This window comes from Mesorhizobium sp. (genome assembly GCF_004962925.1).
Taxonomy (GTDB): domain Bacteria; phylum Pseudomonadota; class Alphaproteobacteria; order Rhizobiales; family Rhizobiaceae; genus Mesorhizobium.
This window is the reverse complement of record NZ_SUEO01000200.1, coordinates 1-11,835: the sequence shown is the minus strand read 5'-3', so window position 1 is coordinate 11,835 and position 11,835 is coordinate 1. Positions and strand designations below refer to the sequence as shown.

11 protein-coding genes and 1 tRNA gene are annotated in these 11,835 nt (G+C 62.2%); 7 read left to right on the top strand and 5 right to left on the bottom strand.

Annotation, left to right across the window (positions count from 1 at the left end):
• Positions 1-605 (top strand): ATP-dependent DNA ligase (locus E5W87_RS28375; protein WP_292405062.1); only part of this gene is annotated, 605 nt, incomplete at its 5' end.
• 112 nt (positions 606-717) lie between these two features.
• Here the strand turns inward: E5W87_RS28375 and E5W87_RS28370 are convergent.
• Entirely contained in the window at positions 718-891 is a 174-nt protein-coding gene (locus E5W87_RS28370; RefSeq protein WP_292405059.1) for a hypothetical protein, read from the bottom strand.
• 205 nt (positions 892-1,096) lie between these two features.
• The gene (locus E5W87_RS28365) at positions 1,097-1,255 is read right to left on the bottom strand and encodes a hypothetical protein (protein ID WP_292405056.1); all 159 of its coding nucleotides are present in this window, start codon (positions 1,253-1,255) and stop codon (positions 1,097-1,099) included.
• Positions 1,256-1,286: 31 nt separating this feature from the next.
• Between E5W87_RS28365 and E5W87_RS28360 the strand changes: the two genes are divergently transcribed.
• Positions 1,287-1,784: a hypothetical protein gene (locus tag E5W87_RS28360; RefSeq protein ID WP_292405053.1), complete on the top strand. Its 498-nt coding sequence runs from the start codon at positions 1,287-1,289 to the stop codon at positions 1,782-1,784.
• A gap of 1,167 nt (positions 1,785-2,951) precedes the next feature.
• Here the strand turns inward: E5W87_RS28360 and E5W87_RS28355 are convergent.
• The 3 genes from E5W87_RS28355 to phaC all read right to left on the bottom strand — a co-directional run bounded on the left by E5W87_RS28355 (position 2,952) and on the right by phaC (position 6,536).
• Positions 2,952-3,026: transfer RNA gene (locus E5W87_RS28355), tRNA-Glu, on the bottom strand.
• 190 nt (positions 3,027-3,216) lie between these two features.
• Positions 3,217-4,362 (bottom strand): YcbK family protein, encoded by a 1,146-nt coding sequence (locus tag E5W87_RS28350; protein WP_292405065.1) that lies wholly within the window; start codon positions 4,360-4,362, stop codon positions 3,217-3,219.
• 338 nt (positions 4,363-4,700) lie between these two features.
• Positions 4,701-6,536 (bottom strand): class I poly(R)-hydroxyalkanoic acid synthase, encoded by a 1,836-nt coding sequence (phaC, locus tag E5W87_RS28345; RefSeq protein ID WP_292405050.1) that lies wholly within the window; start codon positions 6,534-6,536, stop codon positions 4,701-4,703.
• Positions 6,537-6,634: 98 nt separating this feature from the next.
• On the opposite strand from phaC, the gene E5W87_RS28340 reads away from it, so the two are divergent.
• From E5W87_RS28340 to E5W87_RS28320, 5 genes are all read left to right on the top strand, one after another.
• Positions 6,635-7,027, top strand: coding sequence for a hypothetical protein (locus tag E5W87_RS28340; protein WP_292405048.1), 393 nt, complete (start codon positions 6,635-6,637; stop codon positions 7,025-7,027).
• A gap of 50 nt (positions 7,028-7,077) precedes the next feature.
• On the top strand, positions 7,078-8,295 hold the full coding sequence (locus E5W87_RS28335) for an LL-diaminopimelate aminotransferase (RefSeq protein WP_292405046.1): 1,218 nt from the start codon (positions 7,078-7,080) through the stop codon (positions 8,293-8,295).
• Positions 8,296-8,342: 47 nt separating this feature from the next.
• Positions 8,343-9,656 carry a homoserine dehydrogenase gene (locus tag E5W87_RS28330; RefSeq protein ID WP_292405043.1) on the top strand — a complete coding sequence of 438 codons (1,314 nt, stop codon included), beginning with the start codon at positions 8,343-8,345 and terminating at the stop codon, positions 9,654-9,656.
• Positions 9,657-9,797: 141 nt separating this feature from the next.
• A complete protein-coding gene (gene glpX / locus E5W87_RS28325) occupies positions 9,798-10,781 on the top strand; it encodes a class II fructose-bisphosphatase (RefSeq protein WP_292405041.1) in 984 nt (327 codons plus the stop codon).
• A 61-nt stretch (positions 10,782-10,842) separates the two neighbouring features.
• Positions 10,843-11,835 (top strand): DHH family phosphoesterase (locus tag E5W87_RS28320; RefSeq protein ID WP_292405039.1); only part of this gene is annotated, 993 nt, incomplete at its 3' end.

Sequence of the window (11,835 nt, the reverse complement as noted above, 5' to 3'; positions counted from 1 at the left end):
ATTTCGCAGCTTTGCGCAAGGCCATCACGCGGCGCCAGCACGACCTCTATTTTGTTGCCTTTGATCTGCTGCACCTTAACGGCCACGACCTTCGCGACATGGCGCTGCAAGAGCGCCGCGACGTCCTTGCCGGCATCATCCCGCCTGACATTCGCATCCAGTTCAGCCAGGCGCTGCCGGGCGATGCCAGGGCGATCTATCACCTGGTCGACCAGGCAGGCCTTGAGGGGATGGTGTCCAAGCGCCGGGACAGCAAGTATCGCAGCGGCCCTTCGACCAACTGGCTGAAGACGAAATGCTACACTGTCGGGGAATTTGAGCTGCTCGGCGTCGAGCGTGAGGCTGGAAAGCCGGCATTCGCTCTGATGGCCGAGCCAGGCACCCGGAAATATGTCGGCAGCGCCTCTGTCAGCGTCAATCGCGAGATGCGGGAGCGGCTGTGGCAGCGCGTCCAGGAACATGCCGGGCCACCGCCCAAAGATATGCCAAAGCGGCCGGCAACACAGTGGGTTAAGCCGGGGATCAAAGCCCGGGTGAAGCACTTGCGCGGCGAGGAAGACCTAAGGCACGCTTCGCTGCAGGATTTCTGGGACGAAGGAACTTAATGCGCTCCGCCGGCTTGTGACGGAATGAGCACCCGCGGTCAGAACTTCTTGCACAAATGGCTGAGCAACGGCCTGCCTGAGAGACCATCTGCCTGCACAAAAGGTAGCATCGTCAGCTCCAGATGAACGCGAGGAAGAAACCGGCAATAGCAATTGCCGAGATGACATTGGGCCATATGGCATCGTGGGCCGGTTTGGCTGGCTTGTACCTGTGCCCCGTGCGGGGCAGCAGGTCCGGATCGTAGCGCACGTGGCGCTTAAGGTCGTATTTGATTGGCCGTTTCATCGCGGGCCTTGACCACCAGCGAGCTTAAGAGGCGGCGCTGTGCTGGCTGACCAAAAACTTGCGCTCAAGGCAACGGAATAGCATCATTCGAACGAACACTGCCCCGGAAGCTTCTTCCAGCCGATGGAGCCATCATTAAACGCAAACCCAGCAAATCCGGATTCACCAAACTGCTCGCCGCCGAACACTGCTATCGGCCGATCCGCTAATAGGACTGCTCGAACTGGAGACCAACAGCGGCACGATTGAATTCGCCATGAATAGGGTCGTGGCCGAGCGACTTCATTCTGCCGTCGTCGAATTTCTCCAGGCCGGCAAGGGAGATGACGCGCCAACATTTGCGGTCGAGCGTTCGCAGTGACATGTGGTAGTACTATTTGTCGGGGGGCCTGAATTTGCCGGCGGAAGCAGTGACAAGTGTTTGGTCGGTATTGTTGCCGGTGCTGGTTGGTGGCGGACTGACACTTCTGGGTGTCGCACTTGGTCCGGCAATTACACAATGGCTTGAATCCCGCACCACCCGGGAAGCGAAGCGAGTTGAGCGTTTTGAGGAATTGCTCGAACTTTTGCAGCGACAGGATGAATGGCTCAATCTGGAGCGGCGTGTAAAAGTCTATGGTGAGGTTCACGAAATCCCACCGGAGCCGCTTTCGAAAGCATACGCCGTCGCTGCGCTGTACTTTCCGCAATTCCTCCCAGATTTGCGGCAGCTCGACGCTGAAACGCGCAAGTATTCACTCTGGACTTCGCATGCGGCGGGGCGTCGTCTTGAAGGAAAAATCACAGAAATCAATGATGGATGGGGAGCGGTTTACGGGCCGTACGCGAAAACGCTCGGTGAGGTTCGAGAGCGGATAATTCAGTACGCGGTCTCTCGAGAAGGGAAAGTTTGAACGCAAGCTTCGCCCCCCTGAGCGCGTATTTGAGAGGTGCGGGCTGGCGGAGTCGCTTTAACGAAATCGCTCGGGCGTCCAGTCGTACTCCCCTTCGATTTCTCTGCGAGCTTTTTCGACGTTCTCTGATGGATATTTCGCCTTAGAACTGTCAGGGCCTCCCCACGGAGCGAGCTAGGCTGGACACTCTTGTGGAGGCCGGCAGCGCGTCGACGCACCGTGCATGGCGGCCGACCTCGGACCATCTTGCAACCATGATGGTTTTAGAAAGCTTTGTGCACGACAACTTCGTCGCTCCCGGTCGCAGAAAGCGGCTCGACGCAAGGCTAGCGATTTGAGGTCGAGTGTGCCGGCTAGAGCGCCGAGACGTCGTAAGGCCGCCGCTGGTGCGCCCGATCTTCCGGCAGCAGATTCGACCGAAGACACCATCATATTATCCGGAAGTTAGCCCGCCACAGCGGGCGTTTTGCTGGGGCGGTCAGTTCGGCGCGATTAAGGTTCGATCGCGTCTTTAGTAGCCGCCACCGCCAGTACCGCCGGCACTGCCACTACTACTGCCGCTGCTACCGCTCGATGTAGACGCGGTTGGCGGTGCGGGTGGAGTCTCGCCGCGTGGTGCTGTCATGCAGGCAGTCAAAAGTAATACCGAAAACAGGATGAAAAGGCGCATATCGATAACCTCCTTTGGTAGGGTGTTCTCTATCGACAACGTCTCAGGTCCATCATTATTCCGCGAAGTTTGATCGGAATGCCCGCTGCCTCACGGTGGCGGGCTTTTCAGTGAGCTATCCACCCCGCCGCGCGACCGACCTCGGTGCAGGCAACAACGGCAGTGGCGATCGTTACCGCCAGCGCCATACCCGTTCGAAGTTGGCGAGGCGTCTCCGTCGCCGACTCTTGTCCGTCCAATAAAGCTTGTTGGTCTTCGGGTTGACGCCCAAGAGGGCAGTGCCTTCCAGGCTTATGGCCCGGACGCCATCCGGCCATTCTGGCGGTGGGGCATCTTTCGTGTAGCGAAATTTTCGAATGTGATCCCAGTCGGTCATTTCCCCTCCCGTCGGTGACAACAGGAGTGTGACAGGAATCGCCGGACTCGACAAAGCCAGAAGGGAATTGGCCAAATATTGGACAGGGAAGGGGAGGTTTCGGCTAAATGCCTGATATCTCTGGTACGCCCAAGGGGAATCGAACCCCTGTTACCGCCGTGAAAGGGCGGTGTCCTGACCGCTAGACGATGGGCGCGCTCAGATGTGAGCGCTTATAGTTGCGTTGCACCAAACCGGCAACCCGTCTGCCGCCGCCTGCGACAACTTTTTTCTGTGGCCGCAAAACCGCGCATTTTCGGTGATTCAGCCCGGTTAGACGCTACATCGCATGCCGTCCTCGGACAGCACACTGCGGATGTTGCATAAACGACAGAACGAACCAGCCGTTACCGCCGGCGGCGGCAGCGCCAGTTCCAGTCGCGCTCGGGGCCGACGTCGATGTGAACGGATTCGGTATGGCAGTAAGTGCCGACGCCGCCGCGCCCGGGCATGTTGCGGACATAGCTAGCCAGTTGCGCTTTCGAGACGCCTGGAACCTGGATGTCGGCGGCGGCGCAATACATGTGCAGTGAATTCTTGGCGCCGTTGGCGCGGCGGTTGCGGGCCGGATCGCGGTAGCCGGAGGTGACGATCATCTTCTTGCCGTAGTGGCCCTCGATCGTCTTCAGCACACGGACCAGCGAAGGCTTCAGGCAGGCAACGTCGACATTCTCGGTCTGCTTCAAAAGGCCGTTGGGCGCCAGCCGGGCAAGGCCGGCAGCGGATGCCACTTGATAGGCGCCGCCTTCATCCTCGTTCAGATCGACGTCGCTCTCGTCGTCGAGGCCGGATTTGCGCTTGATCTCGAAGAGTGCGGTCTTGCGCACGCCGGGCAGCGCGTCGTCGGTGAAATGGCTGGTATCGCCGATCGAAGCCAGTTGCACCGGCTTTTCAGCCGATTTGGCCGAGGCCAAAGTGATGGTCGGCTTTGCCGCTTCCGCCTTGGGCTGAGCGGACGCCGGTTGCTCGCCCGACCTGTTGTTGGCCTGCGGAGCAGGTGCCGCCGAGGCGGGCGTGGCGCTGAACAAAGAGGCGAGGAAGCCCTTCTTCTTCGGCGCATAGGCCTGCGGCTGCGGCTCTCCGGCTGTCACATAGACCGGATTGCTCACCGCCGGCGCGGAGGCCTCGGTCTTGGACTTCGGCGCGGCCGTGCCGGCATCGGCTGTTTCTGTCTTCTGCGCAGCAGCGTCGGCCTGCTCGACCGTCTGCGCGGACTGTTCCTGTGGCTGCGGCGTCTGGCCCGCAGTCGCCTCGGCGTCCGCAGGCGCCGTGACGGGGAAGCCGGCATCGGACTTGGCGCCTCCCTGGGGGGCTCCCGCCTGGGTCCCCGGCTTGGCCATCGGCACATAAGCGACCTGCTCGGGAAGGCTTGCGTCGCCCTTGGCGGTCATCGTCATTTGTGAAGTCGTGATCTGCGACGACGAATCAGCGGCGACCTGCTGGGTGCCTGAGGCGGCGCTGATGTCCGTAGCCGAGGCGTTGTACCCCGGCATGCCGACCGACAGGTTCGGGTCACCGGCTGAGGTACAGGACGCCAGGAGCACGGAGAAAAGCGCGGCGACAATGGCGCGGCGTTCTCCCTTCGCGAGGCGCGATCCTGCTGATTTCAAAACAAAATTCCCCCTCGATGTCCGGCCGGTACGTCATTGGCGCGGCGTCGCAACGTCTCGCCGAAATAATTCCTTGTCCCCGAACGGAAACGAGACCTGTGTCAAATCCGCAAGCCCCAGAGTATTTCGACGGCTAGAGAGGAATCGGGGCTAGTTAAGGGTTGACGACACCATTTCGCCCTCTTTTACCGGCGCGTCAACTCACCACACATTACAGAAGGTTACACACGCACCTTGACATAGGTGCCTGGCGCATCGCCCAGGGTTTTCATGCGTTTGCCGGGTTTGCGTGCCGGCACGCGGGTGTTGTCCCTGGCCTCGATCCAGCGTTGCCAGTGCGGCCACCAGGAGCCGGGATGGTCGGTGGCGTTGGCGATCCACTGGTCGAAGTCGCCCGCCGGCTTGCCGCCGGTCCAGTAGTGGTACTTCTGCGCCGCCGGTGGATTGACGACGCCGGCGATGTGGCCGGAGCCGGCCATGACGTAGTCGACGTCTCCGCCGAAATACTTCGAGCCGAGGAACACCGAAAGCGCCGGCGCGATGTGATCTTCCTTCGAGGCGAGGTTGTAGACCGGGATGGTGACGTCCTTCAGCGATACAATGCGGCCCGCCAGCTCCATCATGCCTTGCGAAAGTCTGTTCTCGAGATAGCAATTGCGCAGGTAGAAGGAATGGTTGGCCGCGCCCATGCGGGTCGAATCGGCGTTCCAGTAGAGCAGGTCGAAGGGCAGGGGATCCTTGCCGCGCATGTAGTTGTTGACGACATAGGGCCAGATCAGGTCGCCCGAGCGCAGCATGTTGAAGGCGGTCGCCATCTTGGCGCCGTCGAGATAGCCCTTCTCGTTCATCGCCTTTTCGACGGCCGCGACCTGCTCCTCGTCGACGAACACTTTCAGGTCGCCGGCATAGGTGAAATCGACCTGGGTGGTGAAGAAGGTGGCCGATTTGATGCGGTGGTCGCCTTCCTGCGCCATCAGCGCCAGGGCCGCCGCCATAAGCGTGCCGCCGACGCAGTAGCCGACGGCGTTGACGTTCTTTTCACCGGTGGCCTTTTCGATCGTGTCCAGGCCGTATTGCAGGCCCTCTCGGATATAGGCCTCCCAGCTCTTGGTGCCGTGCCGCTCGTCCGGATTGATCCAGGAGATGACGAAAACGGTGTGGCCTTGCTCAACCGCCCAGCGGATGAAGGATTTTTGCGGGTTGAGATCGAGAATGTAGAATTTGTTGATCCATGGGGGGCAGATCAGCAGCGGCCGCTTGAGCACGGTCTCGGTCGCCGGATCATATTGCAGGATCTCGGCGACATCGCTGCGGCCCACCACCTTGCCGGGTGTCGTGGCCAGGTTCTTGCCGATCTCGAAGGGCGAATAATCGGCCTGCCTCAGTTTCAGGTCACCCTTGCCGGCGGCAATGTCCTCGGCCAGCATCTTCATGCCGCGCACCAGGTTTTCGCCATTCGAGGCGATGGTCTCGCGAAACAGTTCCGGATTGGTCAGGATGAAATTCGACGGCGAGATGGCGTTGGACACCTGCTTGACGTAGAAGCTGGCCTTGTGGCGGGTGTGCTCGTCCAGGCCATCGGCGTGCTCGACCAGATCGGCCGCCCAGCGCGAGGTGACGAGATAAGCCTGCTTGAGAAAATCGAAGAAAGCGTTGCGGCCCCATTCGGGGTCCTGGAAACGCTTATCGCCGCGCTCGGGCTTGACCGCGTCGTCGGCATCTTCGCCTCCGGCGCCGAGGCGCTGGATGGAGTTGGCCCAGACGGTCATATAGCCGGAGAACAGCCGCGTCTGCGCCTCCAGCGCGCGCTGCGGGTCGGAAAGCCAGTATTCGCTGAGCTTGGAGAAGGTTTTCACCATGTCGACGAACGGCTCGGCGACATGATCGCGCACGTCGCCTCTTTCCCGCGGCTCGGCCCATGCGGAAGCCGCCTTGCCGGCCTGCTCGATCATGCGTGCCATGTTCAAGGCGAAGCGTTCCGGGTCCTTCACCAGATATTGCTCGACGGTCGAAGGCTGATCATCTTCCGCTTTGCCCGAATCGGGTGTTTTGGACATGGTTCGCGGGGTTCCTCCCGAAGCGTTTTCTTGACATATTATCATGGGACATCCGACAGGGTCCAACGCGCTCTACCTCGGCTGCCTAAGGAAACAATATGACGATTAATATTGGCGAAACCGGTTTTTCTCGCACTGGTCGTTTTTGCCGCATGGGCGCGGCGGTCGTTTTGCTGGCGATCGCCGGCTGTTCGAGCACCAACATCGAGGGCGCCACACCGGTCTCGGCTACCGACGGGCCGAAAGACACCGGCACCTATCCGAACCTGAATATTCCGCCGAAGGTGGCGGCGGAGCAGTTCACCGACGCGGAAAAGAACGCCAAGCTCGCCCAGTTGAAGGCCGACGAGCAGACCCAGGGCTCGAAGGGCGGCGCGGTCAGGGTGACGAACCCGGCGACGCTGAACGCGCTGGCAAAGCAGCACGGGCCCGATACGCTGAAGCAGATCGGAGCCAACTGCGACCCTGCTCTCGACCCTGACTGCAAATAAGCCTATATCGCGCCACCGAAAACCGTCTTTGACAATTGTCTGGAATTGACATGGAAGAATTTCACAAGGTCCGCCGGCTTCCGCCTTATGTCTTCGAGCAGGTCAACCGGCTGAAGGCCAGTGCCCGTTCGCGCGGCGCCGACATCATCGACCTTGGCATGGGCAATCCGGACCTGCCGACGCCCAAGGCCATCGTCGACAAATTGTGCGAGGTCGTGCGCGATCCGCGCACGCATCGCTATTCGTCGTCGCGCGGCATTCCGGGCCTGCGCCGCGCCCAGGCCAGTTACTATGCCCGCCGTTTCGGCGTGAAACTCGACCCGGATACGCAAGTGGTGGCGACGCTGGGCTCGAAGGAAGGTTTTGCCAACATGGCGCAGGCGATCACCGCGCCCGGCGACGTGATCCTGTGCCCCAATCCGACCTATCCGATCCACGCTTTCGGCTTCATCATGTCGGGCGGCGTCATTCGCTCTTTGCAGGTGGAGCCGGACGACGGCTTCATTCCGGCGCTGGAGCGCGGCATCCGCCATTCGATTCCAAAACCGCTGGCGTTGATCCTCAATTACCCGTCGAACCCGACGGCGCAGGTCGCCTCGCTCGATTTTTACAAGGACGTGGTGGCCTTCGCCAGGAAGAACGACATCATCATCCTGTCGGACCTTGCCTATTCGGAAATCTATTTCGACGGCAATCCGCCGCCCTCGGTGCTGCAGGTGCCGGGCGCGATCGACGTGGCGGTCGAGTTCACCTCGATGTCGAAGACCTTTTCCATGCCAGGCTGGCGCATGGGTTTTGCCGTCGGCAACGAGCGGCTGATCTCGGCGCTGACCAGGGTCAAGTCCTATCTCGACTATGGTGCCTTCACGCCGATCCAGGTGGCGGCCGCGCACGCGCTCAACGGCGACGGCGCCGACATCGCCGAAGTGCGCGATATCTACCATAAGCGCCGCGACGTCATGGTCGACGCCTTCAGCCGTGCCGGCTGGACGGTTCCCGCACCGGCGGCGTCGATGTTTGCCTGGGCGCCGATCCCGGAGCCGTTCAAGCATCTCGGTTCGCTCGAATTCTCCAAGCTTCTGATCGAGCACGCCGACGTGGCGGTGGCGCCGGGCGTCGGCTTCGGCGAGCATGGCGACGATCATGTGCGCATTGCGCTGGTCGAGAACGAGCACCGGATCCGGCAGGCGGCACGCAACATCAAGCGCTTCCTGGCCTCCAGCGCCAAACAGCCCAACAATGTGGTGCCGCTCGCCGCGCATCGTTGAGTTGCCCGATATCACATCGACCAAATCCTTGAGGGGCGTCGCCGGACATGGCTGAAGCGTTGCGTGTTGGAATTGCCGGTCTCGGCACCGTCGGCGCGTCGGTGGCGCGCGTGCTGCGCGACAAGGCGGCGGAACTGACGCGGCAATGCGGCCGCGAGGTCGTCGTGTCAGCCGTTTCGGCCCGTGATCGCAAACGCGACCGCGGCGTCGATCTTGGCGCCGCCAAGTGGTTCGATGATCCGGTAGGAATGGCGCAGACCGCCGATATCGACGTCTTCGTCGAGCTGATCGGCGGCGACGAGGGGCCGTCACGATCATCCGTGAAAGCGGCGCTTGAAGCCGGCCGCCACGTCGTCACCGCCAACAAGGCGCTGCTCGCCAAGCATGGCGTGGCGCTGGCCGAGATCGCCGAGAGGAAGGGCGTGCTGCTCAATTACGAGGCGGCGGTAGCGGGCGGCATTCCGGTCATCAAGACGATGCGCGAGGCGATGGCCGGCAATTCGGTAACCCGTGTCTTCGGCATCCTCAACGGCACCTGCAACTACATCTTGACCCGTATGGAAGCCGAGGGCCTGTCGTTCGACGCCTGTCTGAAGGATGCGCAGCGGCTGGGCTATGCCGAGGCCGACCCGACTTTCGATATTGAGGGCCACGACACCGCGCACAAGCTGTCGATCCTGACCAGCCTTGCCTTCGGCACGAGGATTGCCGCCAACGACATCTACATGGAGGGCATTTCAAACATCAGCCAGGCCGACATCCGCGCGGCCGGCGATCTCGGCTATCGGATAAAACTGCTCGGCGTCGCCCAGCGCACGGAAAGCGGTATCGAACAGCGCGTGCACCCGACCATGGTGCCGACGGCCTCGGTCATCGCGCAGGTGCATGGGGTCACCAATGCGGTGGCCATCGAAACCGACATCCTTGGCGAGCTTTTGCTCTCCGGTCCGGGTGCCGGCGGCAACGCCACCGCGTCGGCGGTGGTCGGCGACATTGCCGATATCGCCAAGAGCAGGCCGGGTTTCCAGCACGGTCCGGTCTTCGGCCTGCCGGCGAAGGAATTGAGACCTTACAAGAAGGCGCAGATGCGCAGCCATGCCGGCGGCTATTTCATCCGGCTGACGGTGCATGATCGCATCGGCGTCTTTGCCGCCATCGCCAAGCGCATGGCCGACAACGACATTTCGCTGGAATCGATCGTGCAGCACGCCGCCGGGCCAGATACCGCCTTGCAGAAGACGGTGATCCTGGTCACCCACGAGACGACAGAAGCGGCGGTGCGCAAGGCCGTCGAAGGCATAACCAAGGACGATCATCTGACCGACAAGCCTCAAGTCATTCGCATCGAGCGAGCAGAGTAGAGATTTACGCTTTTCTTTCAATCGATTGATATCGTTGCGTTTTCAAAAAAGACCCTCCCAGGTCTTGCTGTTGTCATGGAGCTTTGACACAACCAGCGCGCCTCTGGCGGGAGGCAATGTACCAACGAGGATTGTCCACCGATGAACGTTGCCCAGAACATCGTCGCCGGCCTCGACCGGATACTCACCATGGAGCTGGTGCGCGTTACCGAGCGCGCCGCGGTCGCGGCCGCCAGGTCGCGCGGACGCGGTGACGAAAAAGCCGCCGACCAGGCCGCAGTCGATGCCATGCGCGAGGAGCTCAACCGTCTCGCCATCAACGGCACCGTGGTGATCGGCGAGGGCGAGCGCGACGAGGCGCCGATGCTCTACATCGGCGAAGAGGTCGGTTCCGGCAAAGGCCCGGCGGTCGATATCGCGCTAGATCCGCTCGAAGGCACGACGATCTGCGCCAAGAACCTGCCCAATGCGCTGGCCGTCATCGCCATTGCGGAAAAGGGCAGCCTGCTGTTTGCGCCCGACGTCTATATGGACAAGATCGCCGTTGGCCCGGGCTATGCGGACGGCGTCATCGACATCGATGCCTCGCCGGCCGAAAACATCGCCAGCCTGGCCAAGGCGAAGGGCGTGGCGGTGTCGGAGATCACCGCCTGCATCCTCGACCGGCCGCGCCATGGCGCGCTGATCGAGGCGGTGCGCGCCACGGGCGCTGCTATCCGGCTGATCGGCGATGGTGACGTCGCCGGCGTCATCCATACCACCGATCCGGACGAAACCGGCATCGACATCTATCTCGGCACGGGCGGCGCGCCGGAGGGCGTGCTGGCAGCGGCAGCGTTACGCTGCACCGGCGGCCAGATTCTCGGAAGGCTGATCCTCGACACGCCGCAAAAGGTGGAGCGCGCGGCGAAAATGGGCATTTCCGACCCGAAGCGGGTTTATCGCACGCAAGACATGGCGCGCGGCGACGTGCTGTTCGCCGCAACCGGCGTGACCGACGGCAACATGCTGGCCGGCGTCAAATTCGGCCGCAATTCCATCACCACGCATACGATCGTGCTGCGCTCGTCGTCGCGCACCGTGCGCGAGATTAAGGCGAGGCACCAGGATCTGGAAAAGTTTTGATTCCCGACTCGGCTAGCCGTCGCATATTGTGAGAAATGACAATTCGCAGACGGCGCGTCGCATGACGGGCGAAAACCGTATCTTCCTCGATGTCAGGCAGTCGGCCACTGGTGTTTCTTGGGAGCACCGGTTGACCGAGCGGCAGGACATGACCGCGCTTGCCATAGCGCAAGGCTATGGCGTGCCGGACATCGTCGCGCGCGTCCTTGCCGGGCGCGGCGTGACCGCCGAGCAGACCGAGCGGTTCCTTGATCCAACGATCCGCGACCTTTTGCCGGACCCGGCGTCGCTGACCGACATGGACAAGGCCGCCGCCCGCATCGCCGCGGCAATCGTTGCCAGGGAAAAGGTGGCGATCTTCGGCGATTACGATGTCGATGGCGCGGCCTCATCGGCGCTGCTCAAGCGGTTTCTCACGCATTTCTCCGTGCCAGCGGAGATCTACATCCCGGACCGCATCTTCGAGGGGTACGGCCCCAATCCGGAAGCCATGCGCGAACTCGTCTCGCGCGGCGCAACGCTGATCGTTACCGTCGATTGCGGCACCAACAGCGCCGTTTCCATCGACGCGGCGAACGCGGCGGGCGCCGATGTCGTGGTGCTCGACCATCACCAGCTCGGCGGCCCGTTGCCGGCGGCGGTAGCGGTCGTCAATCCCAATCGCGAGGACGACCTTTCGGGGCAGGGCCGTCTTTGTGCCGCCGGCGTCGTCTTCCTGGCTCTGGTGCAAACGGCGAAGGTCCTGCGCGGCCGGTTACCGGAGGCCGCACCGCCGGACCTGCTTGGCTTGCTCGACCTCGTGGCGCTGGCGACCGTCTGCGACGTGGTGCCGCTGACCGGCGTCAACCGCGCATTCGTGGTCAAGGGGCTGCAAATGGCACGCCAGCAGAGGAACGAAGGGTTGGCGGCGCTGGCGCGGGTCTCGCGCATCGGCGAGCCGGTCAGCACCTTCCATCTGGCCTATCTGATCGGCCCGCGCATCAATGCCGGCGGGCGCATCGGCGATGCAGCGCTAGGCAGCCGCCTGCTTGCCACCGACGATCCCGTCGAGGCC

What these genes read in the sequence shown, in the direction of transcription:
- E5W87_RS28370 (WP_292405059.1), bottom strand. Translation starts at nt 891, where the DNA reads ATGAAACGGCCAATCAAATACGACCTTAAGCGCCACGTGCGCTACGAT.
- E5W87_RS28365 (WP_292405056.1), bottom strand. Translation starts at nt 1,255, where the DNA reads ATGTCACTGCGAACGCTCGACCGCAAATGTTGGCGCGTCATCTCCCTT.
- E5W87_RS28350 (WP_292405065.1), bottom strand. Translation starts at nt 4,362, where the DNA reads ATGCCGGGGTACAACGCCTCGGCTACGGACATCAGCGCCGCCTCAGGC.
- phaC (WP_292405050.1), bottom strand. Translation starts at nt 6,536, where the DNA reads ATGTCCAAAACACCCGATTCGGGCAAAGCGGAAGATGATCAGCCTTCG.
- E5W87_RS28340 (WP_292405048.1), top strand. Translation starts at nt 6,635, where the DNA reads ATGACGATTAATATTGGCGAAACCGGTTTTTCTCGCACTGGTCGTTTT.
- E5W87_RS28335 (WP_292405046.1), top strand. Translation starts at nt 7,078, where the DNA reads ATGGAAGAATTTCACAAGGTCCGCCGGCTTCCGCCTTATGTCTTCGAG.
- E5W87_RS28330 (WP_292405043.1), top strand. Translation starts at nt 8,343, where the DNA reads ATGGCTGAAGCGTTGCGTGTTGGAATTGCCGGTCTCGGCACCGTCGGC.
- glpX (WP_292405041.1), top strand. Translation starts at nt 9,798, where the DNA reads ATGAACGTTGCCCAGAACATCGTCGCCGGCCTCGACCGGATACTCACC.